This is a genomic window from Streptomyces sp. NBC_00859, assembly GCF_045161865.1.
Taxonomy (GTDB): Bacteria; Actinomycetota; Actinomycetes; order Streptomycetales; family Streptomycetaceae; genus Streptomyces.
On sequence record NZ_CP108826.1, the window covers coordinates 751464 to 776545 of the forward strand.

The 25082-nt window shown below is 69.1% G+C and carries 28 protein-coding genes and 3 pseudogenes; 16 read left to right on the top strand and 15 right to left on the bottom strand.

The window, feature by feature from the left end; translation table 11 throughout:
• Positions 1-18: 18 nt before the first annotated feature.
• Complete coding sequence (locus tag OG584_RS03065; RefSeq protein ID WP_405774699.1) at positions 19-876, bottom strand: alpha/beta fold hydrolase; 858 nt, start codon at positions 874-876, stop codon at positions 19-21.
• Between the two features lie 104 nt (positions 877-980).
• On the opposite strand from OG584_RS03065, the gene OG584_RS03070 reads away from it, so the two are divergent.
• Positions 981-1391 (top strand): winged helix-turn-helix transcriptional regulator, encoded by a 411-nt coding sequence (locus OG584_RS03070; protein WP_405774701.1) that lies wholly within the window; start codon positions 981-983, stop codon positions 1389-1391.
• 193 nt (positions 1392-1584) lie between these two features.
• On the opposite strand, the pseudogene OG584_RS03075 reads toward OG584_RS03070, so the two are convergent.
• Positions 1585-1882, bottom strand: a pseudogene (locus OG584_RS03075) (helix-turn-helix domain-containing protein); the annotation flags it as partial.
• A 95-nt stretch (positions 1883-1977) separates the two neighbouring features.
• Between OG584_RS03075 and OG584_RS03080 the strand changes: the two are divergent.
• Entirely contained in the window at positions 1978-2718 is a 741-nt protein-coding gene (locus OG584_RS03080) for a class I SAM-dependent methyltransferase (RefSeq protein ID WP_405774703.1), read from the top strand.
• Between the two features lie 67 nt (positions 2719-2785).
• Here the strand turns inward: OG584_RS03080 and OG584_RS03085 are convergent, their stop codons facing one another.
• On the bottom strand, positions 2786-3715 hold the full coding sequence (locus OG584_RS03085) for an SDR family NAD(P)-dependent oxidoreductase (RefSeq protein ID WP_405774705.1): 930 nt from the start codon (positions 3713-3715) through the stop codon (positions 2786-2788).
• On the opposite strand from OG584_RS03085, the gene OG584_RS03090 reads away from it, so the two are divergent.
• A complete protein-coding gene (locus OG584_RS03090; protein WP_405774707.1) occupies positions 3714-3839 on the top strand; it encodes a hypothetical protein in 126 nt (41 codons plus the stop codon). The two genes, OG584_RS03085 and OG584_RS03090, sit on opposite strands and share 2 nt — an antisense overlap.
• 580 nt (positions 3840-4419) lie before the next feature.
• Positions 4420-4803 (top strand): VOC family protein, encoded by a 384-nt coding sequence (locus OG584_RS03095; RefSeq protein WP_405774708.1) that lies wholly within the window; start codon positions 4420-4422, stop codon positions 4801-4803.
• A gap of 100 nt (positions 4804-4903) precedes the next feature.
• Here OG584_RS03095 and OG584_RS03100 read toward each other — a convergent pair whose 3' ends face one another.
• Positions 4904-5470, bottom strand: coding sequence for a TetR family transcriptional regulator (locus OG584_RS03100; RefSeq protein WP_405774710.1), 567 nt, complete (start codon positions 5468-5470; stop codon positions 4904-4906).
• 276 nt (positions 5471-5746) lie between these two features.
• Between OG584_RS03100 and OG584_RS03105 the strand changes: the two genes are divergently transcribed.
• A complete protein-coding gene (locus tag OG584_RS03105; protein ID WP_405774712.1) occupies positions 5747-6658 on the top strand; it encodes an SDR family oxidoreductase in 912 nt (303 codons plus the stop codon).
• 289 nt (positions 6659-6947) lie between these two features.
• Here OG584_RS03105 and OG584_RS03110 read toward each other — a convergent pair whose 3' ends face one another.
• Entirely contained in the window at positions 6948-7178 is a 231-nt protein-coding gene (locus OG584_RS03110) for a DUF6518 family protein (RefSeq protein ID WP_405774714.1), read from the bottom strand.
• Positions 7179-7449: 271 nt separating this feature from the next.
• Between OG584_RS03110 and OG584_RS03115 the strand changes: the two genes are divergently transcribed.
• Positions 7450-8952, top strand: a complete 1503-nt coding sequence (locus tag OG584_RS03115; protein WP_405774716.1) for an APC family permease — start codon at positions 7450-7452, stop codon at positions 8950-8952.
• Between the two features lie 92 nt (positions 8953-9044).
• On the opposite strand, the pseudogene OG584_RS03120 reads toward OG584_RS03115, so the two are convergent.
• The 3 genes and pseudogenes from OG584_RS03120 to OG584_RS03130 all read right to left on the bottom strand — a co-directional run.
• Positions 9045-9257: pseudogene (locus tag OG584_RS03120) on the bottom strand (aldo/keto reductase); the annotation flags it as partial.
• Between the two features lie 243 nt (positions 9258-9500).
• A complete protein-coding gene (locus OG584_RS03125; RefSeq protein ID WP_405774717.1) occupies positions 9501-9890 on the bottom strand; it encodes a TraR/DksA family transcriptional regulator in 390 nt (129 codons plus the stop codon).
• A 91-nt stretch (positions 9891-9981) separates the two neighbouring features.
• The gene (locus OG584_RS03130; RefSeq protein WP_405774719.1) at positions 9982-11157 is read right to left on the bottom strand and encodes a saccharopine dehydrogenase family protein; all 1176 of its coding nucleotides are present in this window, start codon (positions 11155-11157) and stop codon (positions 9982-9984) included.
• 495 nt (positions 11158-11652) lie between these two features.
• Between OG584_RS03130 and OG584_RS03135 the strand changes: the two genes are divergently transcribed.
• From OG584_RS03135 to OG584_RS03150, 4 genes and pseudogenes are all read left to right on the top strand, one after another.
• On the top strand, positions 11653-12273 hold the full coding sequence (locus OG584_RS03135) for a TlpA family protein disulfide reductase (RefSeq protein ID WP_405774721.1): 621 nt from the start codon (positions 11653-11655) through the stop codon (positions 12271-12273).
• Between the two features lie 211 nt (positions 12274-12484).
• Positions 12485-13054: pseudogene (locus OG584_RS03140) on the top strand (DUF998 domain-containing protein); the annotation flags it as partial.
• A gap of 18 nt (positions 13055-13072) precedes the next feature.
• Positions 13073-13597: a GNAT family N-acetyltransferase gene (locus tag OG584_RS03145; protein ID WP_405783848.1), complete on the top strand. Its 525-nt coding sequence runs from the start codon at positions 13073-13075 to the stop codon at positions 13595-13597.
• 229 nt (positions 13598-13826) lie between these two features.
• The gene (locus OG584_RS03150; RefSeq protein ID WP_405774723.1) at positions 13827-15269 is read left to right on the top strand and encodes an acyl-CoA synthetase; all 1443 of its coding nucleotides are present in this window, start codon (positions 13827-13829) and stop codon (positions 15267-15269) included.
• A 33-nt stretch (positions 15270-15302) separates the two neighbouring features.
• On the opposite strand, the gene OG584_RS03155 is transcribed toward OG584_RS03150, so the two are convergent.
• The 3 genes from OG584_RS03155 to OG584_RS03165 form a co-directional block, all read right to left on the bottom strand.
• Positions 15303-16373, bottom strand: a complete 1071-nt coding sequence (locus tag OG584_RS03155) for a hypothetical protein (protein WP_405774725.1) — start codon at positions 16371-16373, stop codon at positions 15303-15305.
• A gap of 268 nt (positions 16374-16641) precedes the next feature.
• Positions 16642-16833 (bottom strand): DUF6381 family protein, encoded by a 192-nt coding sequence (locus tag OG584_RS03160; RefSeq protein ID WP_405774727.1) that lies wholly within the window; start codon positions 16831-16833, stop codon positions 16642-16644.
• 99 nt (positions 16834-16932) lie between these two features.
• Entirely contained in the window at positions 16933-17058 is a 126-nt protein-coding gene (locus OG584_RS03165) for a hypothetical protein (protein ID WP_405774729.1), read from the bottom strand.
• 29 nt (positions 17059-17087) lie between these two features.
• Between OG584_RS03165 and OG584_RS03170 the strand changes: the two genes are divergently transcribed.
• The 3 genes from OG584_RS03170 (at position 17088) to coaD (ending at position 18561) form a co-directional block, all read left to right on the top strand.
• On the top strand, positions 17088-17318 hold the full coding sequence (locus OG584_RS03170; protein ID WP_405783850.1) for a DUF6296 family protein: 231 nt from the start codon (positions 17088-17090) through the stop codon (positions 17316-17318).
• Between the two features lie 71 nt (positions 17319-17389).
• Positions 17390-17641, top strand: coding sequence for a type B 50S ribosomal protein L31 (locus tag OG584_RS03175; RefSeq protein ID WP_405774731.1), 252 nt, complete (start codon positions 17390-17392; stop codon positions 17639-17641).
• Between the two features lie 425 nt (positions 17642-18066).
• Positions 18067-18561 (top strand): pantetheine-phosphate adenylyltransferase, encoded by a 495-nt coding sequence (coaD, locus tag OG584_RS03180; RefSeq protein WP_405774733.1) that lies wholly within the window; start codon positions 18067-18069, stop codon positions 18559-18561.
• 303 nt (positions 18562-18864) lie between these two features.
• On the opposite strand, the gene OG584_RS03185 is transcribed toward coaD, so the two are convergent.
• From OG584_RS03185 to OG584_RS03195, 3 genes are all read right to left on the bottom strand, one after another.
• Positions 18865-19443 carry a hypothetical protein gene (locus OG584_RS03185; protein WP_405774735.1) on the bottom strand — a complete coding sequence of 193 codons (579 nt, stop codon included), beginning with the start codon at positions 19441-19443 and terminating at the stop codon, positions 18865-18867.
• On the bottom strand, positions 19440-20123 hold the full coding sequence (locus tag OG584_RS03190; RefSeq protein WP_405774736.1) for a hypothetical protein: 684 nt from the start codon (positions 20121-20123) through the stop codon (positions 19440-19442). The genes OG584_RS03185 and OG584_RS03190 overlap by 4 nt, the downstream gene beginning before the upstream one ends.
• Positions 20124-20235: 112 nt before the next feature.
• Positions 20236-20673: a hypothetical protein gene (locus tag OG584_RS03195; RefSeq protein ID WP_405774738.1), complete on the bottom strand. Its 438-nt coding sequence runs from the start codon at positions 20671-20673 to the stop codon at positions 20236-20238.
• 71 nt (positions 20674-20744) lie between these two features.
• Between OG584_RS03195 and OG584_RS03200 the strand changes: the two genes are divergently transcribed.
• On the top strand, positions 20745-21368 hold the full coding sequence (locus OG584_RS03200) for a TetR/AcrR family transcriptional regulator (RefSeq protein WP_405783852.1): 624 nt from the start codon (positions 20745-20747) through the stop codon (positions 21366-21368).
• Positions 21369-21468: 100 nt separating this feature from the next.
• Here the strand turns inward: OG584_RS03200 and OG584_RS03205 are convergent, their stop codons facing one another.
• Positions 21469-22119, bottom strand: coding sequence for a DUF402 domain-containing protein (locus tag OG584_RS03205; protein ID WP_405774740.1), 651 nt, complete (start codon positions 22117-22119; stop codon positions 21469-21471).
• 448 nt (positions 22120-22567) lie between these two features.
• Between OG584_RS03205 and OG584_RS03210 the strand changes: the two genes are divergently transcribed.
• Together OG584_RS03210 and OG584_RS03215 are read left to right on the top strand one after the other, a co-directional pair.
• Entirely contained in the window at positions 22568-24118 is a 1551-nt protein-coding gene (locus OG584_RS03210) for an FMN-binding glutamate synthase family protein (protein WP_405774742.1), read from the top strand.
• Between the two features lie 118 nt (positions 24119-24236).
• The gene (locus OG584_RS03215; protein WP_405774743.1) at positions 24237-25031 is read left to right on the top strand and encodes an alpha/beta hydrolase family protein; all 795 of its coding nucleotides are present in this window, start codon (positions 24237-24239) and stop codon (positions 25029-25031) included.
• Positions 25032-25082: the final 51 nt, after the last annotated feature.

A 25082-nucleotide genomic window follows, 5' to 3' on the forward strand; every position in this document is an offset into this window, starting at 1 on the left:
TTTCCGTCACTTCTTCCGTCACTTCGGCAGATCGGCGGAGAGGAAGGGCGCAAGGAGCGCGAACAACGCGTCGGGGCGTTCGAGGGGGATGATGTGGCCGCAGTCCTGGAGATGGTGTCCGACCAGGTCATCAGCGATGGGACGGAGTTGGCGTTCGAGCCCGGTGCCGACGGGGTGAGAGCCGACAGTCATGGTGGGCATGGTCAGCCGAGCCGTCGCGACGGCATCCTGGATCTGCTGCGCGCCGACGGGCAGGGCGCGGTAATAGGAGAACGCGCAACGCAGGGCCTCACTCCCGGTGTACGCGCGGACGAAGGCCGCCCGGAGGTCGTCGGGTACTCCTCGCCCGAGGGTCCCCGAGTCGAGGAACCAGTCGATGTAGGGGGCCTCGTTACCGGCGAGGACGGTCTCAGCGAGGCCGGGGACGGCATGGAAGCCGAACCACCACGGAGCACCGCCCGCGACGACGTGCTCCGCTCCGGGCAGGCGGCCGAGCAGTGCTTCCATCACGACCAGGCGCCGAACGAGGTGGGGTCGGCGCAGCGCGAGCAGAACGGCGGGGGCGGTGCCCGCGTCGATGCCGACCACCGCTGCGGAGGGCTCGCCGAGTGCGTCGAGCAGCCCTTCGGCGTCGGCGGCGAGGGTGCCTGCGTCGTAACCGTCGATGGCACGTGTACTGGCGCCGAAGCCTCGGAGGTCCGGGGCGATGACCCGGTACTGTCCGGCCAGTCGGCCCATGATGTCGCTCCAGAGTTGCCAGGTGTGCGGGAAGCCGTGCAACAGGAGAACCGCAGGTCCGTCCCCGGAGATCGCGACGTTGAGCTGGACGCCGTTCGTCGCGATGCGGCGCAGGTGGTGTGTGGTGGGGACGGGCATGACCGGCGGCTCCTCCAGCTGGTTACCATTGGTGACCTCAGAACGATAGGTAACTGTCCGGCCGCTTCCTAGACGGCACTTTCAGGGAAGGTGGTGAGCCGCAGGTGACCACCCGAGAAGCCCGGGGCGCCGGCCGCGGGGTACGCGGCGATCTGTTCGATCCCCATTGCCCGACGCGGCAGTTGCTGGACCGCATCGGCACGAAGTGGACATCCATGGCCGTCAAGACGCTCGCCGATGCCGCACCGGACGAGGTGCGCTTCGCGGAGCTGAGACGCCGCATGCCCGGCATCTCGCAGAAGATGCTGTCCGTGACGCTGCGAAATCTGACCCGCGACGGACTGGTGAGGCGCCGGGTCGAACCGACCGTGCCGCCGAGGGTCTTCTACCGACTCACCGGACTCGGGCTGTCCCTGGAAACCGCGCTTGCGGGGCTGCGGACCTGGGCGGAGGAGCACATGGCGGAGATCGGCCGTGCCAACGAAACCGCCGACCAGGAGGAAGTCGAGGGATAGGCAAGCCAGTTCCGCGCTCAGTAGGTGGCGCTGAGGCACTCGCTGTCGCCGACGGCGCCGCCCTCACGCCACCACGTCGCTGGGCTTTCAGCTGTCATCGGTAGCGACACCGGTGCATGCCGTATCTGTGGGCGAACTCGTTGATGGTGCCCTCGACTCCGGAGCGGACCGCGTAGCAGGCCGAGCAGGAGGAACGGCAGCCCGCGCACCGAGGGTCCAGGCAGGCCAGGCCGTTCTCGTTGAAGCGGTGGACAACATCGCGGACGGTGTCCTCGTCGGCCACCACGAGACGGGCGACGACCGGGACTGTTGCCGCCCGCAGAGGCCAGAAGGATCTTCGCCGACCGGTGGCGCACGCTGTTCGTGCTGCTCAGCCGGACGATCTGGTGCAGCTTCTGCCCCTCCTGGTCGGTGATCGTGCGGGCCCGAACCTGTGGCGTCACCAGGCAGCCTGACGCTGGTTCGGGTCGATCGACGCCACCCCATCGCATCGGCAGCCGGACAGAACAGCCGTGAACCGGTGAACCTCCCCGGTCGCGGAACAATCGTGTTGACCGCCCCCGGCATGCAGTGCTTGAGTCGGCGCGTGGACAGCATTTCTGCCAACCGGCGGTTCTGGAACCAGATCAGCACCGCCTACCAGCACAAGCACGACCCGCAGATCGGCGCGACGCCCCGGCTGTGGGGCACGTACGCCATCCCCGACGCGCACCTGCGCGCCCTGGGCGACGTCACCGGCAAGCGTGTCCTCGAACTCGGCTGCGGCGCCGGACAGTGGTCCAGGGCGCTCGCCGATGAGGGCGCCGCCGTGGTCGGACTCGACCTGTCCGAGGCCCAGCTCACCACGGCAGCTCGCGCGATGGGAGCCGCCCGCTACCCGCTGGTGCAAGGTGCCGCCGAACATCTCCCGTTCGCCGCCGACAGCTTCGACCTGGTGTTCTGTGACTACGGCGGACTGAGCTGGGCACCCCCGCACCTGGCCGTCCCGCAGGCCGCACGCATCCTGCGCCGCGGTGGGCGCCTGGTGTTCAACGTCGCCAGCCCATGGTTCGAAGCCTGCTACGACGAGGCCGCCGGACGCGTAACCACGACGCTGCACCAGGACTACTTCGGGCTGGACACCATCGCCGAAGACCAGGGCGCGGTCAGCTATCAGCTCACCTACGGCGACTGGATCAAGGTCCTGCGCGGCGCAGGTCTCGTCATCGACGACCTCATCGAGCCGCGGCCCGGACCCGGAACGGCCAACGGCTACAACCAGACCGACCCGCCTGACTGGGGACACCGCTGGCCGGCCGAAGTGCTCTGGGTAGCCCACAAACCGTAAGCACCCGCACCGAGACGTGACGACACCTCACGGGCTTGGCGTGCCGGCACTTGTCCGAGACGGGCAGTCAGGCGCGGAGGAGGTCGAGCGACATCTGCCACAGTCGCGCCGCGCTCTCGGGGTCGAGGGCGTAGGGAGCGACTCCTCGCCTGATGCCGGGCTGGTGCGGTCCGGCTTCGTTGCAGTCCTCGAAGTAGCGACCGCCGACGCTGTCGACCAGGGGAGAAGCAGCAAGAAGTACGGAGGTGGCGGCTCCTTGCTGCGCGTTCTTCCAGGAGACGCCGTCGCTGTCGGTGGAGGCATCGACCTGGGGGATGTGCCGCATGAGACCGGTGGAAGGGATGCGGCCCGGGTTGAGAGCGTTGACGAGGATGCCTTCGTCCGCCCAGCGGCGCGTTGCCTCGACAGCGAAGAGGATCTCGGCGGTCTTCGACTGCCCGTAGGCAACCCACTCGTTGTACGCGCGGTGCTCGAACATCGGGTCGTCGAAGTCGACGTTCGCGGCGATATGGCCCACGGAGCTGACAGCGGTGATGCGCGCGCCATGGGCTTGCGCCAGGGAGTCGTGCAGCGCGACGGCGAGTACGAAGTGGCCGAGGTGGTTCGTTGCGAACTGCATCTCCCAGCCCTCTGCCGTCCGGGTCAGGGGCATCGCCATGACTCCGGCGTTGTTCACCAGAATGTCCAGCGGGCCCTGCCATGCTTCCGCGAACCGCTGCACGGAGTCCGGCCGGGCCAGATCCAGGGGGGCGAGGTGAAGGCGAGCGCTGCCGGTGGTCGCGGCGATGTCCCTCTGCGCCCGGGTACCGGCCGCGGTGTCGCGCACAGCGAGGGTGACTTCCGCGCCGGCGGAGGCCAGGGCTCGCGCGGTCTCGACTCCCAGGCCGGAGGAGGCGCCGGTCACGATGGCTCGCTTGCCCGTGAGATCGACTCCGTCGATGACTTGCATGGCGGTCGACTCGGCGTTGAACGATGTGGTGATCAAGGCGGATGCCATGAACACTCCTTTCCTGCTGGTGCGGTGGAACATCATGGTGACGGGCTCGACGGCATTGCCTTCACGCACCGCGCCGCAGTCGTTGAAACACAGCTTCGGCTGCGGGCTGGTCGCGTGGCGGTGACGGTGGACCTCGTCAGCGCAGGCCGACATCGGCGCCGGAGGGTCGCGGGGTAGATGGGACCGTACAGCTCGCGGCAGGGTAGGTGGGGGCTGGTTGGTCGTCCTCGATGCGACGCCGCTGGGGACGTTGCCGATCCGGGCGTCCGAGGACTCGCGCAGCAGCACCAGTATCACCGAGAGGCACGCCGGAAGCAGCGGACCACTGCTCGGGACCGCGCCCGCTCACGTCTGCCGAGTAGTCGGACTGAAGCCGCGCGCCCCCGGTATTCCAGTTATCGCCGCGGACTGGCTGCTGACGCCCGGTAGCCTGCTGAAGACGTACGCGGGCAATGCGCAGGCGATGCCCATGCCAGAGACATTGCGGGCTGCGCGGCGCCGGATGCCAAGACCCTTGAGGCGGCCGGGGCTCAGGACTGTCCCGTAACTCCCGGCAGGCGCACGACTACAACCACGGCGCCTCGCCTCGGCGCCGGAACACGGATACGGCACCCCGGACCGCAGGGGAAGACGTCCGGCAACTCCCTCGATGATGAGCGCAGTTCGGTGGCGTCCGGGGGTGGAAGCCAGGAAGACTGGGGCGCATGGTCTCGGTATTGCAGAACGTGGCGATCGACTGTGCGGATGCCTACGGGCTGGCCCGGTTCTGGAGCAGTGTGACGGGCCGTCCGATGCATCCGGATGTCGGACCGGGTGACCTGGAGACTCAGGTGCTGCTGGCGGAGGGCCCCGTGCTGCACTTCAATCAGGTGCCCGAGGGCAAGACGATCAAGAATCGGATCCATCTGTGTCTGCGCCCTGAGACCTCACGCGATCAGGAGGTGGACCGGCTGCTGAACCTCGGTGCCACCTTTGTCGCCGATCACCGGAATCCCGACGGTTCAGGATGGGCAGTCCTCGCTGATCCCGAAGGCAACGAATTCTGCGTTCTGCGCAGTGAGGCCGACCGAGCCGCCACGGACTCCTGAGTTGCCGCCAACCCCGCTGAACCAGCAGGGCGTTGCGCTCAAGGCGATGCAGCCTGCGTTCACCCTCCCCCACCCGCTCGTCCGCACGGGGTTGTCCGACTCAGGGGACGGCCGAGGCGAGGGCGTGCAGATCGTCGAAGGCCTGGAGGAGATGCGCGTCCAAGCTCTGTGACGGGTCGGCGATCCAGGCTTGGGCGGCGTGGTGGAAGGCGGCCCAGCCCGTATGCGCGGCGAGCCCGGCCAGCCGGTCGGGGACATCACGTCGGCGCAGCGCCTCCGCCACGGCTTCGGTGAGGGCTGCGGCCTTGGCCAAGTCCCGTTCCCGCAGGGCCGGGGTCTTGGCGATGACCGCCAGCCGCGGCTCGGAGAACGGGCGGTTCTCCTCCAGGATTCGTCCGGCCTTCCGGAAGGCGCACAGCAGAATGCCGAGCGGCCGCAGACCGTCGGGGGCGGCGGCGACCTCCTGCATCAGCGCTTCGCGCAGGTCGGCCTCACCGCCGAAGAGCACCTCGCGCTTGTCGGGGAAGTGCCGGAAGAACGTGCGCTCGTTGACACCTGCCCGAGCGGCGATCTCAGCCGTGGTGGTCCGATCGAACCCGCGCTCCCGGTACAGCTCCAGAGCCGCCTGCTGCAGGCGGCGGCGCGCTTCAATTCCGCTTCGTGGCACCCATCGAAGATACCCCACGCGCCGGCAGCCACCCTTCCTTGACGCCAGTGACTGGCGCTACGTAAGGTCAGTGACTGGCGCTACCTGGTGCCGGTGACTGACCCCAGGCAGGAGGGGGCCGCCGGTGGCCGCGCCTCCGGCCCTTCGGTCCGAACCCCGTCGAGCGATCAAGGGACTCCGTCGGGAACCGTTCACCGAATTCCGCCGTACCGCGTGACTCACCCACGCCGGACCGTTCAGCGGCCCCGGTGCACACATCCGCAGAGAGAGCACTTCATGCATATCTTTGTCACTGGCGGTTCCGGCCAGACCGGCCCCGCCGTCGTTGCCGAGCTCATCGCGGCCGGCCATGACGTCACTGGCCTGGCGCGCTCGGACGCCGCAGCCGCCCGGCTGGAGTCGCTGGGTGCCACACCGCACCGCGGCTCCCTCGACGACCATGACAGCCTGCGCCGCGGCGCTGAAGCCGCCGACGGCGTCCTGCACATGGCGTACGGCGGTGACTTCTCCGACCTCGACGACATGATGAGGCGCGACCGGACCGCGATCGAGGCCCTCGGCCGGCCGTTGGAGAACTCGGGCAAACCGCTCACCATCACCTCGGGCACCCTGGTCATGCCGCCCGGCCGGGAGACCACCGAGAAGGACGACCCCGACGCCGCCGGAATCGCGGCCTTCCGCATCGCGGGCGAGCGGGCCTGCCTGGACTTCGCCGCTCGGGGAGTACGCGCGAGCGTGGTCCGTCTCGCTCCCACCGTCCACGGCCCCGAAGACCACGGCTTCATCCCCATGCTCATCGCCACCGCGCGGAAGACCGGCGTCTCGGCCTACGTCGGCGACGGCACCAACCGATGGCCCGCGGTGCACCGGCTCGACGCCGCGGCCCTGTTCCGCCTGGCCCTGGAGAAGGCTCCCGCGGGAAGCGTGCTGCACGGAGTGGCCGAAAGCGGCATCGCCATGAAAAGCATCGCGCAGACCATCGCCCGGGGCCTGGACATCCCGGCAGTCTCACTGAGCCCCGACCGGGCCGCCGGGCACTACGTCAGCCCGTTCATGGCCAGGGTCTACGCCTTCGACGCGCCCGTCTCCAGTGCTCATACCCAGGAGCTGCTCGGCTGGACTCCCACCCGGCCGACACTGCTCGACGACCTTGAGCACGGCGACTACCTGGCCATGCCGGTCTCCTGACGCCCCCGCAGCCATCGGAACGCACGTCGCCGGCGCCCTCGCGCCGAGCGGATCGGCGGGTCGGCCGGTATCGCCCCCGCCCTCCGTCACACCCGCCGGCTCGGGCACCGGATCCGCCTCCCCGGCCACCGCATTCGGCATCACCCTCCAGTGACCAGTCGGCCTCACCGGCCTCGCGCTGCGCTGCTGCCCTCCCCCCCCTGCCCGGCGGCTTCTTGCTTCACCGAGGGGTCGCCGGAACGGCTCGCAGGACCCGTCCGCGGGGCGTTCCAGAAGGCAGCCGACACGGTCACGCGGAAATCCGGTCGAGCGGCAGATACACCAGCCCGTACGCCACGGGCGACGCGACCGCCATCACGTCCAGGCTCCACCAGCGTTCCCGCATGTCGCGGGCCATCAGCAGCGGAACAGCCACGGCCACAGCGGCACAGGCGAGACCCTGCCCCCAGTAATGGCTGGACAGCCAGGCGTGCATCGCCTCACTGCCGAAGAGGCCGCCGAGAGCACCCAGGCCGATCACCCGCTGCCGGACCGGCCCGCGGGAGGAACGGCCCCAGCGGTTCCTGCGGCGGATCGTCGAGGCGGGGCGGCTGTAAGGAGTCCTCGCACTAGGCCCGCCCGACTCATTGACACCGGCCGCACGATTGCCTAGCGTCCCCACCCAGCCAATAGGAAGGTTTCCTAACTCAACTGGGGGGCGGGGGCCGGTACGGGGCGTCACCCACCCTCCGCGCTGCACGGCGCCCGCCGCCGAAAGCGCGTACCCGGCGACCCGAGAGAAGGCTGAACCCATGGATGACACACAGGAGCGGACCGGGCCTGCCGAACTGCAGGGCGAGCCCACGGAGTTCGTCCGCCGGATAGGCCTCTTCCAGGCCACCACCATCAACATGAGCCAGATGTGCGGGATCGGGCCGTTCGTGACGATCCCGTTGATGGTCGCCGCGTTCGGTGGTCCGCAGGCCGTCATAGGCTTCGTCGCCGGTGCGATCCTGGCTCTGGCGGACGGTTTGATCTGGGCCGAGCTGGGCGCCGGTCTGCCGGGGGCGGGCGGCAGTTACGTGTATCTGCGGCAGGCCTTCCAGTACCGCACGGGCAAGCTCATGCCGTTCCTGTTCGTATGGACGGCGATGTTGTTCATACCGCTGACCATGTCCACCGGCGTCATCGGCTTCGTGCAGTACCTCGGCTACCTCTGGCCGGGGATGAGCCAGGGGCAGGGCGACGCCGTCGGGCTCGTGGTGACCGCCCTGATCGTCCTGCTGCTGTGGCGGCGGGTGGAGAACATCGCCAAGCTCACTGTCGGACTCTGGTGCGTGATGATCACCTCCGTCGTGCTGGTCATCCTGGCGGCCTTCACCCACTTCAGTCCACACCGCGCCTTCACCTACCCCGCTCACGCCTTCGAACTGTCCAGCAACCACTTCTGGATCGGCTTCGCGGCGGGCCTCACCATCGGCATCTACGACTATCTCGGATACAACACCGCCGCCTACATGGGCGCCGAGATCAAGCAGCCCGGCCGCACCATGCCGCGCGCCATCATTTACTCGATCCTCGGCATCATGGCGATCTACCTGCTGCTGCAGATCGGCACCCTCGGCGTCGTCGACTGGAAGGACATGCTCGACCCGGCCAACCCGGCCTCCACTTCGGTGGCCTCCGCCGTCCTGGAGAAGGCCTGGGGGAAGGGCCCTGCCGACACCGTCACCGTGCTGATCCTGATCACCGCCGTGGCCTCGGTCCTGGCCGGGCTTCTGGGCGGCTCGCGGGTCCCCTACGACGCCGCCCGCGACAAGGTGTTCTTCCGCGCGTTCGGGAAACTGCACCCCCGCCACCGCTTCCCGGTCCTGGGGCTGCTGACGATGGGCGCCATCATGGCGGCCGGCTTCCTGGTCGGGCGCCACACCGATCTGGCGACCATCATCCAGCTGCTGACCACGGTGATGGTGATCGTGCAGGCACTGGCACAGGTCGCCGCGGTCACCGTGCTGCGGCGGCGCCAGCCCGGTCTGCGCCGCCCGTACCGGATGTGGCTCTACCCGGCACCGAGCGTCGTGGCGTGTGTGGGATGGCTGGTCATCTACGGCTACGCGGACAAGAACTCTCCCGGACGGCACCCCATCGAGTGGTCGCTGGCCTGGCTGGCAGCCGGATGCGTCGCCTTCGTACTGTGGGCGCGCTACGAGAAGGTATGGCCGTTCGGCCCGCGCGAGATCTCCGAGGAGTACCTGCACCCCGCCGGCCCCGGCGACGGAGACAGCACCGGAGAGACTGGCCCCGTCGCCCCCTGAAAGAGCACGCGGAACAGCCGCCGCGGTCAGCGGTCCCCCGTACGCAGGATGGAGGCGGCGACCTCGTTCGTCCGCCTCCCGCGCGGTGCGGGATCGCGGCGGCAGGTGGGGGCACACCCCCGGATGTGTTCGCTGTGTCCTGTGCCGTATGTGTGCGCGGTGTCGGAGAAGGTGACGCCGAGGTCGATGGCACGGCGTACGGCCCGCACCGACTCGGCGTCGTCGCGACACGTCCCCAGCCGAGAGGGCGGCCCACGGGATCGGCCCGCTCACCGCCGATCGCCCAGCATCCGAAGCGCCAGCACGCCGACACCGGTACCGCTGTTCCCGAGCTCCCCGGTGGTTTCCGTGCCGCGACAGACCAGGAGTTGGAGCGCGGGCGAAGTCAATGGCAGGCAACGGCGTCAATGGCAGGGGAACGGCGGATATCAATCCGCCTGGTCCCCCGGCGCCGCCCGGTGCTCCTCCGGTTCGGACGAGGCCCGGAGTCGCGCGGTCAGCGGCCGAGTGCCACCGGGACGGACACCGACCGTGCCACCTCCATCACGTCAGCGGGTGGCTTCCGCGGCGCACGCCACACACGTACTCGCCGCTGGTCGCACCTCCAGGCGCTCCGCCGGAATCGGCTCGCCGCACCGCTCGCACCGTCCGTACTCACCGCGCTCGATGCGCTCCAGCGCCCGGTCCACATCGGCGAGACGGGAGTTCGCCCGTGCGAGCAGGGCGGCGACGTGAGCGCGCTCGAAGGCCGTACTCGACCCCTCGGGATCGTGCTCGTCGTCAACCGCCACCAGGGAATTCGCCTCGACGATCTCGTCGAACTCACGGCTGAGCGCGGCGATCTGCCCGTTCACGTCAGCCCGCTCGGCCGTCAGCCGCTCGGTGGCGGCCTCATACCCAGCCGGGTCGAAAGCCGCATCATGCTGGAAATCAGTCACACAACCGACAACAGCCGGACAGCGGATCGCATTCCGCTCCCGGCAAGGGCCGCCATGGACGGTCGCCACCGGCCGGGTGGCTGGACCCCGCTCACACTTCCCGCTGCGCAACCACCCTGAACCGCAGGCCGGCCCGTAGCAGCCGCGCCCGCAGGGCCGGTCCCATGGCGACCGCGGGGGTGAGCTGGCCCGCAAGCGCGGGAAGTTCGTCGAAAGCGAGGCTGAGGGCGGACTCGCCGAGGATCTTGGCGGTCTCGTCGTAGCCCGGGTCTCCGCCCGACACTTCGGTGTAGACGCGCCTGCCGCCGCCCTCGCCGACGAACCGGACGGTGAACCAACTGCGGGCGCGCCGCCGGTCGGACGGGCCGTCGCCCGGTGCGAGACGGCCGGAGATCCAGCGCCGGGCGGCGGGAAGCTGGGCGACAGTCGCGGCACCGGCCACGCCGGCGAGCGCGCCGAGTGCGATCGGCAGCCTGCGGACCGCGGCGTAGTGGCGGTAACGGAAGTCCGGGCCGTAGGAGTCGAGGGCGGCCGCCGAGCGGGATACCACCTGGGGGTCGATGGTGGGCAGCGGGAGGGCCCAGGCTCCGACCTCCGGGGCGAACCTCGCTCCGATCGGGGTGGAGATCCGGCGGGTCGCCGGCCAGGGCTCGACGCTACGGCGCTCACGCGCCGCACGGATCGTCTGTGCCCCTCGGGAGAGCGCGGTGAGGGTCGAGGCGAGGGTGCCGCCGGAGAAAGCGGCATTGGTGCGCACGAAACCGTCGACGCGGAGCGGGACGCCCTTCGGCAAGTGCTCGACGGTGAACTGGACGCCGAGGTCGTGCGGGACGGAGTCGAAGCCGCAGGCATGTACCAACCGGGCTCCGGTCTCGCGCGCACGGGCATGGGACCGGATGTAGGCGGTGTCGACGAACTCCGGCTCCCCCGCGAGATCGACGTAGTCGGTTCCGGCGTCGGCGCAGGCCGCGACGGTACCGAGGCCGTGCTCCGTGTAGGGGCCGACCGTCGTGGCGAGGACACGGGTGGAGCGTGCGAGCTCCCGTACGGAATCGGGATCGTGCACATCGACGTGGAGCAGGGGCACGCCGGCGGCCGATGGAACGCTCTCCGCCAGTCGGCGCCGCAACTCACCCAGGCCCTCGACATTGCGCCCGGCCAGAGCCCAGCGGCATCCCTCGGGGACGTGGCGGGCCAGGTAGTCGGCGGTCAGGGCGCCGGCGAAGCCGGTCGCGCCGACGAGGACGATGTCGTATGCACGGTCCATGGTCTCGCGCTCTCCTCAGGTTGCGGTTACCCAACGGTAAGGACCACGGGGTGGTCCGACAAGCGAGGAGCTCACCGCACTGGCAGAACCGCGTGGAGCGGGGCACCCCACGTTCGGGCGCCGGGCGACGGTCCGCCATGGACCGGGGGCAGTCGCACCTCGCGTCGGTCCCGGTTTCGCGCTCCAGGTCGCCTCCTTCGCGCTCGGCGAGGTGACCGGGGCCGTCGGGACACTTCGCCTGGCTGCGCGATTCGGAAACCGGCGGGTGGTCGTGAGGGTGACTGTCGCGCCGGGGCTGTCCTTCTGCTCCCGACCGGCCTGACCGGCACGCGGACCGACGACCCACGACCCGCTCAGGCAGCAGCGGCGTCCGATACCCGCACCGCGAGGAGGCATGGCGGGCCCGCCTCCGCCACTGAAACGGATGGGCGTTGACGCGGGCGAGCCGCTGACACTGCTCGATGCGCTCCCCCACGCCCATGGGAGACTCTCCGCATGGTCCCCGAACACCCGGCTCGTCGAAGTGCTGGATTCCGCCGCTGCGCACAGGTGGGCGTCGCCGTCGCGGCCTGCGCCCTGGCCCTGTCCGCGTGTGAATCCGGACCCGGGGTGAGCGGTGCCCAGCGCTCGCACACCGGGCCGGACGCCGATGGAATCGTCATGGACTCCGGGAACAGCCGCGCGGACGCTCCTCAGCTCTCCGGCAAGACCCTGGAGGGAGCGACGTTGGACGTGGGCTCCGCCTACAAAGGGAAGATCGTCGTTGTCAACGTCTGGGCCTCGTGGTGTCCGCCCTGCCGCGACGAGGCCAGGGGCCTTGAGAAGGTCTCGAAGGAGCTTGCGCCCAAGGGCGTGGAGTTCGCCGGGGTCAATACTCGCGATGCCTCCACCGGATCCGCCAAGGCATTCCAGACGACGTACGGCATCACGTATCCCAGCCTGTACGACCCGGCTGGAAAGCTGATTCTCCGATTCCCTGCGGGCAGCCTGAGTCCGCAGGCCATCCCCTCCACGGTGGTCATCGACCGGAAGGGGAGAATCGCCGCACGCAAATTGAGCGGGGTCAACGAGGACACGCTGCACGAGATGATCGACCCGCTGATCGCGGAGAAGTGACCCCGGTCGGCACAGCCTTCCCGGCCGACCCGTCGTGAGGCGTCGGCGCGTATCGGGAGGTGACATCCCCTCAGCACCCGTGGCACATGGCTCGTCGGACCCACCTGACCCGCCGCCCCCGCCCCCATGACGTGACCGTCCACCCGGACGGTGTCGCCCGCCGAGCGTGTGTCATCGGGAAGACAGGGCGAGCGCTGTTTACGGTGGGGCGATGCGACGTACCCCCTGGTGGGTTCTGCTCCCTTCGGGAAGCGCCCCTCTGCTCCTGGTCGGCGGTTGGTCGATTGCGCAGCTGCTGCAGGGGCCCGACTACGACCCGGTGACTGACACGATCAGCGTGCTGGCGTCCCACGGCGCTCCCGGCTACTGGCTGATGACGGGCATGCTGATCGTGCTGGGGGCGTGCTACCTGGCCACGGCATACGGGCTGCCGGAGGCTGCGCCCGCCGGGCGACTGGCACTGGCTGGTGGCGGGGTGTCCGCGATGGCTCTCACCCTCGCGCCCGCGCCCGTTCGAGGCGGGGCACTGGGGCACGGGGCGGTGGCGGCTGTCGGTTTCGTACTGCTGGCCGTGTGGCCCGCTCTCGCTGCGGACCGTGGAGACAGGGTGGTGTCGTGGGGGTTGCGGCCGAAGGTCGCGGTCCTGGCGAGCGCGCTGATGTGCGCGACTGCGGTGTGGTTCACGGTCGTGCTGCAGACCGGGACGGCGCCGGGCATCGCAGAGCGGGTGGTGACCTTCGCCCAGGCCCTCTGGCCGCTGGTGGTGGCCGTCTCCTGCCAACTGGGGCCCAGCAGATCCATGGCGCGCCGCAGCCGTCGGAGTCCTGCCGGCATCGTCGCCGTATGCATCCGCATCGCGTCGGCCGAGGTGACCGACTTCCACCAGGTACTGACTGATCACGCCCGCTACTGGGGAGAACGCGACCTTCGGTCGCTGCACCTGCTGGCCCTGGTGCAGGAGTTCAGTTCGACCTGCCTGGTCGCACGCGACGAGGACGGGATCCGTGGGTACGTCTTCGGGTTCGTCACCCCCGACAGCACCGGGTACGTCCATCTGATCGCCACGCGGGACGACACCCGCGGCACCGGGCTCGGGCGCCGTCTGTACGCCGCGTTCGCCGAGGCGGCGGAACTCCACGGCGCACGGCAGTTGAAGGCGGTCACGTCAGTCGAGAACACCGGCTCGATCGCCTTCCACCGCAGTCTCGGCTTCGAAACGAAGATCGTCGACGATTACAACGGGCCTGGCCGGGCCATGGCCGTCTTCCGCCGGGATCTCCCACTCGGCCTGCAGGGGAGCCATCCGGCCCCCCGCCGTCCATAATCGTCCCGAAGCCGCCCAGTAACCACGCGATCCGCTGTCGCCGACGACGCCGACAGCCCCACCGGTGACGCGGACCCGTACGTCCCGCGAGGAGCCCGGCCGGGCTGCCCGGGGTGGAGGGAGCCGGGAGCGCCGCGGGCCGGGAGGAGGGACTGGAGCCGACCGTTGCCGGGAATAACCTGTCGCGGACACACACGCCCTCGCTCCCCAATGCCAAGGAGTCCGCCACATGCCCTCTCTCTTCCCGGCCCTGACCGCGGGCTCGGCGCGTACGGCGCTGAGATTCGGCGCCCGGTCACTCAGCCACGCCGAGCTGGCCGGTGCGGCGGGAGCGTCGGCGGCCCTGCTCGCCGGGGCCGGACGGGTCGCCGTCTGGGCCACGCCCACTCTGGAGACCGCGGTGGGCGTGGTCGCAGCACTTCTCGCCGGGGTGCCCGCCGTGCCCCTCAACCCGCGGACCGGTGAGCGCGAGCTCGCGCACATCCTTGCCGACAGCGCGCCGTCACTGGTCCTCGCGGCCCCCGGCGACGAACTGCCCCCGGCACTGGACGCGTTGAGCCGGGTGGACATCGACGTACGGGCCTCGTCCGGATCCCTTCCACTCCCCGACGAGCCCCCCGCCGAGGCGCCTGCGCTGATCGTTTACACCTCCGGCACCACGGGGCCGCCCAAGGGTGTCGTCCTGCCCCGTCGGGCGATCACCTCAACGCTGGACGCGCTGGCCGGCGCCTGGGCTTGGACCGCGGACGACGTTCTGGTCCACGCCCTTCCTCTCTTCCATGTCCACGGGCTGATCCTGGGGATCCTCGGCCCCCTGCGCCGGGGCGGCGCCGTGCACCACATCGCCCGCTTCGACACAGAGGCAGTCGCACGCGAACTGGCTGCTCACGGCACGATGTTCTTCGGTGTCCCCACGATGTACCACCGCATCGCCGAGACACTCCCCCACGACCCGGCGCTGGCCAAGGCCCTGTCCGGTACCCGCCTGCTGGTCTCGGGGTCCGCCGCGCTCCCGGTGTACGACCACCAGCGCATCGCCACCGCGACGGGCCGGCGGGTCATCGAGCGGTACGGCATGACCGAGACCCTGATGAACACGAGCGTGCGCACCGACGAGGAGCCCCGGCCCGGCACGGTCGGCGTTCCGCTGGAGGGGGTGAGGGTGCGGCTGGTCGAGGAGTCGGGCGAGGAGATCACCGCGTACGACACCGAGAGCGTCGGCGAGATCCAGGTGTGCGGACCGAATCTGTTCACCGAGTACCTGAACCGCCCGGACGCGACCGCCGCCGCGTTCGACGGCCCGTGGTTCCGCACGGGTGACATGGCGACCCGCGATCCCGACGGCGCTGTCCGCATCATCGGCCGGAAGGCCACCGACCTCATCAAAAGCGGCGGCTACAAGATCGGCGCCGGCGAGATCGAGAACGCCCTCCTCGACCACCGGGCGGTGAAGGAAGCAGCGGTCACGGGGGAGGCCGACCCCGACCTGGGCGAGCGGATCGTCGCTTGGATCGTCCCGGTGGACGCACAACACCCTCCTACGGTGGAGGAGTTGGGCAATCATGTCGCACAGCAGCTGGCGCCGCACAAGCGGCCTCGTGAGGTGCGGCTGCTCGACACGCTGCCCCGCAACGACATGGGCAAGATCATGAAGCGCGCACTGCAGAACTGACGCGCGGAGGGGCCGGCCCTGCGCCGGCCCCTTTCAGCCGCGCTGCACCGGGGCCACTGGTGCGCCCGCGCTCTCACGCCGGGCTGCGGTCCCGGAGTAGAACTCGGCGAGGGCGTAGAACGCTTCCTTCGGCTCCCACGGCGCCCCCGGGTAGACACGGTCCGGCCGCGCGTCCCGCGCTCCGCCTTCCAGCATCTTCACGATGCCGTACGAGCCGAGGTCGAGGTCGGTGCGCGGATCGGCCCGGTGGGGCAGTTCGAAGCCGGCGAAGCTGAACCAGAAGGTGGTGTCGATGCCCTCGTCCTCGAACAGCGGCAGGAGCTCGCGCATGTACCGCACCTGCTCCCCCTCGTCGCGCACAGTGCCCTCCGCGACGAGCCCGTCCGCACCGATCACGGTCCAGCCCCCGGCACCGAGGTCGGCGGCCCCCCGGTAGGCGCAGCAGCCCGCCTCCGTGACAGCCACCGGCTTTCCGTGGGCGAAGTACCTCCGCACCTGCTCACGGTAGTCGGCGGCGTTCCTGCTGTTGCGGTAGGCGTCCACGCCGACGATGTCGAACGGTGTCCAGTCGATGTGCTCGATGGGGATGGAGGCGTACGAGAGCCGGCCGCCGAACCTCGGGCGGACCGTCTCCACCACCTCGGCCAGGAAGGCGTTGACCCGGCCGGGAATCTCCTGGAGAGCGGCTGCCCGCTCCTCCGGCGCGGCGCGGAGCGTGTGCATGCGGTCGTTGAAGGTGTCTCCGGGGAGGTAGCCGACGCCGAAGAGGCTGATCTCGCAGCCGGTGACCAGCACGACCTCGGCCCCAGCACGGCGCAGCGCCTCGGCGCGGTCGGCGCAGTCGGCGAAATACGGCAGCATCTCCTCGTTCGTCATCTCGCACGGAAAGGGCGAGAACCACGCCTCGAGTCCGGCCGCTGCGGCATGCGCGGCTGCCACACTCAGCCGCTCGGGATCGCCGCCCGTGATCCGTACCGTGTTGCAGCCCAAGTCGCCCGCGATGACCTGCATGTCGCGCGCCACGGTGCCGGAATCACATGTGCTCCGCGTCGTGTCCCCGCTCGGGAACGTCCCCGTGTCGTACTGAACACCCTTGCCCCGCATGGATACTCCTCGGATCCACGACCCGACCGGTGCCGGGCCGTGGATCCGACTCTGGAGGTTCCAGCGGCTGGAGGGTCAAGGACGCAGCAGCGGGAGTCTCGGGCCGTGGGGTGGCCGCCCGAGACGGAGCCCCGGGGTCATGAAGCCCTGGGGTCATGAAGCCCTGGGGTCACGACCATCGCAGCCGGACGGGCCGACCGGGTGGTGGCAAGGTGGCGTGGTGGTGTGACGGCAGCGAGGAACCGCCCGGCCACCACGTCTCATGACGTCACTCGGGCGGGTAGATGTCTCCGGCCGCCATGTCGCTCTCCTGCTCGCTCTGCCGGTCCAGCCGGCGCGCCTTCTCGGTGAGCCGACGCTGTTCCGCCGGGTCTGCGGTCTGCTCGGCCGCCTGCTTCAGGTCCTGTGCCTTGGCACGCATCTGCTGAATCCGGTTACCGCTCTCACCCGTAGCGCTCATCACAGCTCCTGGTGTTCGGGAGGGTCCACTCAGCGAACCAGCTCCCCACGCTCACCGCATCCCCGGTGATTACACAGAGTGCATATTCAGGTCAAACCATCACACTCCGTACAGTTCGGCGTGCGGGGCGGGGACATGTCCGGCATCGTGGTGGTGCGGGATTCCGGTCGACGCGCCGGTCAGGTACTGGGGGTGCTGGGGCGTGCTCGGGAAGGCGCCGCTCAACCGGGAAGCGTGAAGCAACCATGAACACACTGGATTTTCCGGAAAGCTACGAGCTCGTGTTCGGGACACCGGGCGGGGGCAGTGACACCGTCCTCGTCACGCGCACGGCGATGAAGGGCGCGGGTGGTTCTCCGGTGTATGCCGACGGAACGGGCATCGTTCGCGCGGAGATCAGCCAGGGTGGCGAGGTACGCATGCTGGCAACAGGAGGACACCAGGCGCACGAGGCGCCACGGGAGGTACGGCCTCGGAGTACCTGAGGCCGCCCGGCACGCGCCCTGCGTACATCCCGCGGCGGGCGAAGCAGCGGATCATCGGCAAGGAGCAGCAGATGCAAGAGGACAAGCACCCTTCCTACGGGCCGGTCGTCTTCCGCGACCGTTCCGCCGGATACGCGTTTCTCACCCGGTCCACGGCGTCGAGCGACGAGACGATCGCCTGGGACGACGGGCAGACCTACCCGGTGATCGACGTGGAGATCTCCGCGGAGAGCCACCCCTTCTACACGGGCAAGGCGCGGGTCGTCGACTCGGAGGGGCAAGTAGCCAAGTTCGAGCGGCGGTTCGGCGACGGCGGGCAGTAGGCGCCCTGCACCCGCAGCGGACGGACGCGTGCCCGCCAGCTCCGGGACGGGGCACCTTGCTGGCTTCCGGTACGGCCCGGCTGGGAGCCGTCTCCTCGTTGACCGGCGGTAACCAGCAGGTGGCCTCCGCCCTTGCTCGCCGGCCCGGCCGATCTTCGAGGCACGGCCCTCGCGGGATCTGCCGGGGCCGCGGTCATCGGGCTCGGTGCTGTTGCCGCCCGGCGGCTCCTTCTGGTCCTGGCCGTCACGTCGGGCCGCGACAGCGTGCCGGTGAGCCCGACGGACCGTCGAACCGACGTTGACCTCGCGGACGGTCAGCCCGGCCGTCTCCGCCCGCGCTAACGGTCCGGTGATCGCCGGGCCCACCGAGAGCACCACGGCAGCACTCCACCACCGGGGGCGGCCACTTGTTACTCTTTCCGATCATGCGAGCCCTCTTTCCAGGATCCTTCGACCCGGTCACTCAAGGGCACCAGGACGTACTCCGGCGCGCCGCCCTCCTGTTCGACGAGGTCGTCGTGTGCGTGATGTTCAATTCGAACAAGACAGGCCGCCTCCCCATCGATGAACGGCTGGACCGGCTCCGCGCGGCAGCAGCCGGCTTGAGCAACGTCACGGTCGACTCCCACACCGGCGGCCTGCTGGTCGACTACTGCCGCCGAGCCGGAATCGGCGTAGTCATCCGCGGAGTCCGTAACGTTCCCGACCTGGAATACGAAATGCCGATGGCTCGCATGAACCACGAACTGGCCGGAGTCGAAACGTTCTTCATCGCCGCAGACCCCGCCCTGGCCCATATCTCCTCCACCCTCGTCACCGCGATGAATCAACAGGACCGTGTCCCGAACAATGATGAGGGCGAGCTCCTTCCGGCAGGTGGGAGCGGTAGCGAGGTTCCTGGGACCTGTCCTGCGCGGTGAGGCGGTCGAGCCGTTTGCAGCAGCAGCGGTCAGAGCCGAGGACGGCCAGGTAGTCACGGGGACGACGTTCATAGCGGGGCCGAGTCGACGGTAGCCCGTCGGTAAGAACACCGACCTCTCGATCACCCATCGGCGCGGTCGGGGCAGTTGCTTTACTCCGTCCAACGGAGCTCGGACCCTGTGTCCGGAACAATCCAAGTCCACGTACCCCGCCCCATACCGGTACCGACGACGCCTCCACACAGGACGCGCTCTGAAGCACGGCCCCACAGCGGAGTCGGGTACGGGAACTGTCCGAATACCTCAGCCGTTGCGGACCCATGAGGTGAACTCGTCGGCGAGTCCAGGTGGGTTGGCTCCTTCGGTCTGCCGGGCGATCGCCTCGTAGTACTCCAGCTCATGGACGATCACCGGTAAGGGCCGGCCGACAGATCTCTCGATGACGCCGGTCGCATGAAGGGTCCGGGCGATCCGGCAGCACGTGTGGTTGAAGAGGGCCTCGATCTGCCCGGCGAGTGGCCCGATGGCCGAATCCCGTTCGGCGGGGTCGGTCGGCTCGACGTACCAGAGTCCGTGTTCCGTGATCCACGCCTGGCGAGCCGTGGCTCCGGTGACGTCATGGGTCAGGTCGCCGACCACAGCGAGCCGGTTCTGGATCCAGAAGGCGTAGTTCCAACGGGCTTCTGCCCGGTCGGAAGCATCCTGGATGCTGCATCGAGCCTGGGCTTCAGTGTTGTAGCCGATCGTCAGGGTCGGCTGACGCGGGTCGTCGTCCTCATTGTCGATCAGGAAAGAGACAGCGTATATGTCGTCGGCATCGGCGGCCGGGATGGATGTGAGGGCCCTCTCGGCAAGGTGAAGAAGGTGCTCGATGAACCTCATGGTCGGCGGGAGCCTGTCGGCCGGGGCCGTGAGTCCCACTGGTCGCAGTACTCGATGTGGATCTCGCGCGCGTCGCCGAGAATGCCGGCGTTGGAATGGAACTCGGTGCAGAAGTGCGGGTAATCCGGGTGGACAGGGACGTATCCGGGACCGTTTCGGGCGACATCGAGGAAAAGCCGAGCGGTGTCCCTGAACACCTTCGCGCTACCGGTCATGAACAGGGTCTCGGCGTGGACATGCTGGTGAAACAGATCCCGGTTCTCCCGGTAGTGCCTTGCCTCATCACCGATCACGGCTTCGCCGGCCTGTCCTGGGCCGGGAAGCGTGACGGTCCGCGGACGCCCCGGGCCGAGCCGCCCGCGTATTTCCTTCCAGCGTGATGGCGCGAACTGGAGCGAATGGTGCAGCAGCACGAGATCAAGCTGCCGCGTGCCCTCTTCCGGCGTCTCGCAGAAGGGGGCCGGGTTGGCTCGCATCGGCAGGTGGACCAGTGAGCGAGGTGAAGAGGCGGCAAGCCTCCATAGACCACCGATTCGCTGGGCGGCATCCTGGTCGAGGTAGGCGTCCAGGTGCCGGTCGTGGTCGATGAGCACTGCGTGGACCAGTGGCCTGGCGGGTCTGATGACCTTGAACTCCGTTGATCCGAGACGCGCTTGGTGGATGGTGACGGGCAGCTTCATCGGTTCTCCGGGAGACGGGGGCCGGCATCGGCGACCTATGAGGCCCCTTCGTCGCCGCCCATTGGGCGGCGACGAAGGGCAAGGCAGCGGGAGTGTCCTGACCTGGAGTGTCTCAGTCCGAGCTGGACGAGGGTGGACCGGCTGTCTCACTCAATGGGAGGCAGACCACGTGGGGGGATGCCGCGAGCAACGCAACGAGCACGAGAGGGGCGGCTGCCTGATAACCGATCCACACCTCACCTCCGGCGCTGCCGCCCTGCCGAGCCACCAGGAGACCGGCCAGGGTCGTCAGCACCCAACCGCCGTCGTAGGCAATCATGAGCCGCATGTAAGTGCGCGTCGGGCGGCTGCGTATGTATGTGATCTCGATCCCGCCGCCGACCACCAGGGCCGCGCCGGAAACGACCATCAACCAGTCGGACACGCCGAGCAGACGGCCGAGCGGGACAGCGCCGCCGATGTAAACAGCGGCGAGCATCACCTTGAAGACGCCATCGGCGATGATCCCCACCGTCCGGCGTGTCACTAACGGCGCCTCGGACCGGGCCATGAGCACTCCCCCTTGAACCTTGCCCCCGACTGGATTCATAACGAGATTACAGCAATAATCAAGTTATGAGAATGACGAGAGCCGAAGCCAAGGAGCGCAACCGCAGGGCCTTGCTGGACGCTGCGTTCCGGGTCGTCTCCCGTGACGGGCACCGGGCCAGGCTCGAGGAGATCGCCGAACTGGCCGACCTGACCACCGGTGCCGTCTACTCGCTGTTCGGAAGCAAAAACGGCCTGGTCGTCGCCATGGTCGCCGACCACCTGCGGCCGCACTACGACGAGATCGAGCAGGCAGTCCCTCCGGCGCTGGACCTGCTGGACGCAGTCGACACCTTTGCCCGGCACTACTGGCGTAGCTGTGACGCCCCCGGCGCCCTGTCCCGCCTGTCCCTCCAGATCACCCTGCTGGACATGGCCCTGCATGATCCTGACCTGCGGTCTCAACTCGCCATGTCCATCCGCTCGCAGGAGGATCACCTGACCGCCCTGTTCAGGGGAAGGTCACACAACGGGAGCATCGTGGAGTCTCACCAGGCGCAACGCCTGGCCATCGCACTCAGAGCGCTGTTCGTCGGCCTCAGCCAGGGCGTCCCCCTCGGACTCGCGCAAGGTGCCGACGAGCAGTACTTCGCCGCCGCTGCCTGCGCTCTGGCATCCGGCATGTCCCTCATCGATCACGACGAGGGCGCCTCGTGACGGTCACCGCGGAACAGGCGCGCCCTTCGCGAGTGGTGACGTAGTCGGCCGCGGGCCAGGCGCTTGTGGCGGCCCGCGGCTCGCAGTCCTCGTGGAGGGTTCAGCGGGCCGGGGAGTGCCACGGCAGGCGCGGCAGCGGCCAGGCGGGGTCCCAGCGCCAGGCCGACCACCGGTCGGCGTCCGCGAACGGCCCGGCCCGTTCTTCGAGCATGGCGAGGACCTCGGCCCGCGCGAGCTCCACTGCGTGGTGCTCGGTGTCGGTGATGATGCCCAGACGCCGGGCGTGGGCGTACTCGTCCTCGTCCTTCCACGTCCACGTGCCGAGGCCGGGGTCGATGACGAGATCGACGGTCAGGTCGAAGGTGTCGAACCCGTCATCGGTGCGGCGGGCGGGTTGTTCGAAGTTGACGTACCAGTTCCTCAGTCCCGCACCCGTGAAGAAGGCGTTGATGCTGAACCACGCCGTCGGCGGCTTCCACAAAAGGAGCTCCGTCTCCTGCCACACCCCGGGCACCAGGCCCCACTCCCCCGCCGCCATCGCGTCGAACGCCTCGGTGCGCACCGAACGGTCGTCGTCGGCGCGATCCTTGGCGTACAGCGACGGCCAGAGCGTCTGAGCCCCGGGCGCGCAGGCCGTCACCAGCGCCTCGGAGGTATCGGCGATCACACGCAGCGCCTTCTCGCTCCACACCCGGCCACCGCGGTGGACATCACGCCGCACAGCCCTCTCCCCTGCCTCAAAGGTGCGCACCGTCTCCTCCTCGCGTCCGCCGGGCCACCCGGCACAGAGTGGCAGCTCGCAGCGGCTCAGGGGTACTGGGCAAGCCGTCATGTGGGAGAGCCTGCCCGGTGCACTGGATGTCGCGCACCCGTTGCCGCGCTTCGTGGCCGGATGCGGTGCACGGCATCGGCACCACAGTCACGCATGGGCATGCCCTTCACCCCCATCCACGGGCATGCCGCCTGCCGCCACGATCATCACCGTGCGTGACATGGTCCTACGTGCGTGAACCACCCGTCGTCGGGCTGGTCCGCACCCGACGACCCTGATCACATGCCGGTCCGCGCGGGCTTCTAATATCAGTTTTCGTGTTCTCCGACGGATTCTGATGCCTGCCTGGTCGTGCCCGCCGCCCAACACCGACACGACGACGTCCACCGCATGGCGATGGAGTCGAGCATCGAGGAGAGGAACGTTCATGCGTGCCCGGAGTATCGCCGCCGCCACCGCGACAGCACTGGCGCTGGTGGGCGCCCGCGACCTCGTCCAGAAGAAGCACGCTCTGCTCCGCAACTTCCCGGTGGTCGGCCACGCCCGGTATCTGCTGGAGACGATCGGGCCCGAGCTGCGGCAGTACATCGTGACCTCCAACGATGAGGAACGCCCGTTCAGTCGTGACCAGCGCACCTGGATCTACGCGTCGGCGAAGGGGGAGAACAACTACTTCGGGTTCGGAACCGACAACGACGTCGAGCACGTTCAGGGGCACGCATACGTGAAGCAGCGCACGTTCGCCGGCCCGCTGCCCGACGTCCATGACCCGATGAGTCCGCTGCCGTCCGCCAAGGTGCTGGGCGGACCGCGCGGGCGCGCCAAGGCGTTCCGGCCGGCGAGCGTGGTGAACATCTCGGCGATGAGCTTCGGATCGCTCTCGGGCGCGGCGATCACGGCGCTCAACAAGGGGGCGGCGCTGGCGGGCACGATGCAGAACACGGGTGAGGGCGGCCTCTCGCCGTACCACCGCAACGGTGGCGACCTCATTCTTCAGCTCGGCACGGCGTACTTCGGCTGCCGCAACGAGGACGGCAGCTTCAACATCGACAAGCTCAAGGGTGTGGTCGCCGGCGCCCCGGTCAAGGCGATTGAGATAAAGCTCTCGCAGGGTGCCAAGCCAGGTCTTGGCGGGTTGCTGCCGGGCGCGAAGGTGACCCCTGAGATCGCCGAGATCCGCGGTATTCCGCTCGGCGAGGACTGTTCCTCCCCTTCGCGGCACACCGCGTTCAGCGATGTCGACTCGATGCTCGACTTCGTCGAACTGCTCGCCACCGAGACCGGTCTGCCGGTCGGGATCAAGAGCGCCGTGGGCGAGATGAGCTTCTGGCAGGAGCTGGCCACACTGATGGCCCGTGGTGACCGCGGCGTCGACTTCGTGACCGTCGACGGCGGCGAAGGCGGCACCGGGGCGGCGCCGCTGATCTTCGCCGACTCGGTCTCGCTGCCGTTCCGGCTGGGCTTCTCCCGGGTCTACGGCACCTTCGCCGAGCTGGGGCTGACCGACGACCTGACCTTCATCGCCTCCGGCAAGCTCGGTCTGCCCGAGAACGCCGTGGTCGCCTTCGCTCTGGGCGCCGACATGATCAACGTGGCACGTGAGGCGATGCTGTCGATCGGCTGCATCCAGTCGCAGAAGTGTCACACCGACAAGTGCCCCACGGGCGTCGCCACCCAGAACCCCCGGCTGGCCCGCGGCCTGGACCCGACGTCGAAGGCCACCCGGGCCGCTGTCTACCTGCGCACCCTGCGCAAGGAGCTGATGAAGGTCTCGGCAGCCGTCGGCGTCGCTCACCCGGCACTCATCACGGCCGACGACATCGAGATCCTGAACGGCGACTACGACGCCCGCACGCTGTCCGGTGTCTACGGCTACAAGGACGGCTGGGGCGAGCTCGGTCCGCACCTCGCCGATGAGATCACTGCGTTGCTCACCACCCAGCCGAAACCGGCCTCCGGGCAGAAGCCGGTCGCCTGAGACACCGGCGGCGGCGAGTGCCGCGCTGATGCTCTTCCGCTCCGAGCGGGCGCGGCACCGGCCGGTGCCGCCTCGTCTCCCGCGCCCCACGAACAGTCCACATCCAGGTGATCGCGATATGACCGAAAAAGTGAGTTTCCGCAGCGCCGTCGGCCCTGAACTGTCCGGAGTGATCGACCTGCCGGACGGTGAGGTCCGAGGCTGGGGACTCTTCGTGCACGGGTTCACACTCGGCAAGGACTCTCCGGCCGCCTCCCGCGTCAGCAAGCAGCTGGCGCGCGAGGGGATCGGAATGCTGCGGTACGACAACCTCGGGATCGGAGACTCCGACGGCGACTGGGGGGACGGGTCCTTCACCATCAAGGTCCAGGACACGGTCCGTGCGGCAATGCTGATGGCGGAGCGGGGAACTCCGGTGGACCTGCTGGTGGGGCACTCGTGGGGAGGCGCCGCGGCGCTGGCCGCAGCGGCCGGGATAACCGGTGTCCGCGCGCTCGCCACGATCGGGGCGCCTGTCGACCCCAGCCACGTCGAGCGGCAGTACGACGTGGTGATGGATCGCGTTCTCAGTGAGGGGGCGCACGAGTGGTTCGTGGGCGGGAGGACCCTGGTTCTCAAACGCGCCTTCGTCGAGGATGTCCACCATGCTCATCTGCGCGACCGGATAGGCGAGTTGAACCTGCCGCTGCTGGTCCTGCATTCGCCTGCCGACCACATCGTCGACATCGACAACGCAGGGGAGATCTTCCGCGAGGCACGACACCCGCGAAGCTTCGTCGCGCTCGAAGGGGCGGACCATCTCCTGACCGCACGAGGACAGGCACAGCGAGCTGCCCACATCATCAGCGCCTGGGCCGGCCAGTACATCCACGGGGCACGGTCCGCAGGAAAGACATCGCAGGTGAGGGATTAGGGGTTGATGGCAGGCAGGGGCCGAGGACTGCCGGCCGGGCTTCTCGCCATG

Coding starts and splice junctions, on each gene's coding strand:
- OG584_RS03190 (WP_405774736.1), bottom strand. CDS start 20,123: ATGAAGCTGCCCGTCACCATCCACCAAGCGCGTCTCGGATCAACGGAG.
- OG584_RS03200 (WP_405783852.1), top strand. CDS start 20,745: ATGACGAGAGCCGAAGCCAAGGAGCGCAACCGCAGGGCCTTGCTGGAC.
- coaD (WP_405774733.1), top strand. CDS start 18,067: ATGCGAGCCCTCTTTCCAGGATCCTTCGACCCGGTCACTCAAGGGCAC.
- OG584_RS03210 (WP_405774742.1), top strand. CDS start 22,568: ATGCGTGCCCGGAGTATCGCCGCCGCCACCGCGACAGCACTGGCGCTG.
- OG584_RS03195 (WP_405774738.1), bottom strand. CDS start 20,673: ATGGCCCGGTCCGAGGCGCCGTTAGTGACACGCCGGACGGTGGGGATC.
- OG584_RS03095 (WP_405774708.1), top strand. CDS start 4,420: ATGGTCTCGGTATTGCAGAACGTGGCGATCGACTGTGCGGATGCCTAC.
- OG584_RS03155 (WP_405774725.1), bottom strand. CDS start 16,373: ATGCGGGGCAAGGGTGTTCAGTACGACACGGGGACGTTCCCGAGCGGG.
- OG584_RS03135 (WP_405774721.1), top strand. CDS start 11,653: ATGGTCCCCGAACACCCGGCTCGTCGAAGTGCTGGATTCCGCCGCTGC.
- OG584_RS03090 (WP_405774707.1), top strand. CDS start 3,714: ATGAACACTCCTTTCCTGCTGGTGCGGTGGAACATCATGGTGACGGGC.
- OG584_RS03085 (WP_405774705.1), bottom strand. CDS start 3,715: ATGGCATCCGCCTTGATCACCACATCGTTCAACGCCGAGTCGACCGCC.
- OG584_RS03105 (WP_405774712.1), top strand. CDS start 5,747: ATGCATATCTTTGTCACTGGCGGTTCCGGCCAGACCGGCCCCGCCGTC.
- OG584_RS03145 (WP_405783848.1), top strand. CDS start 13,073: ATGGCGCGCCGCAGCCGTCGGAGTCCTGCCGGCATCGTCGCCGTATGC.
- OG584_RS03065 (WP_405774699.1), bottom strand. CDS start 876: ATGCCCGTCCCCACCACACACCACCTGCGCCGCATCGCGACGAACGGC.
- OG584_RS03185 (WP_405774735.1), bottom strand. CDS start 19,443: ATGAGGTTCATCGAGCACCTTCTTCACCTTGCCGAGAGGGCCCTCACA.
- OG584_RS03115 (WP_405774716.1), top strand. CDS start 7,450: ATGGATGACACACAGGAGCGGACCGGGCCTGCCGAACTGCAGGGCGAG.
- OG584_RS03150 (WP_405774723.1), top strand. CDS start 13,827: ATGCCCTCTCTCTTCCCGGCCCTGACCGCGGGCTCGGCGCGTACGGCG.
- OG584_RS03215 (WP_405774743.1), top strand. CDS start 24,237: ATGACCGAAAAAGTGAGTTTCCGCAGCGCCGTCGGCCCTGAACTGTCC.
- OG584_RS03160 (WP_405774727.1), bottom strand. CDS start 16,833: ATGAGCGCTACGGGTGAGAGCGGTAACCGGATTCAGCAGATGCGTGCC.
- OG584_RS03175 (WP_405774731.1), top strand. CDS start 17,390: ATGCAAGAGGACAAGCACCCTTCCTACGGGCCGGTCGTCTTCCGCGAC.
- OG584_RS03130 (WP_405774719.1), bottom strand. CDS start 11,157: ATGGACCGTGCATACGACATCGTCCTCGTCGGCGCGACCGGCTTCGCC.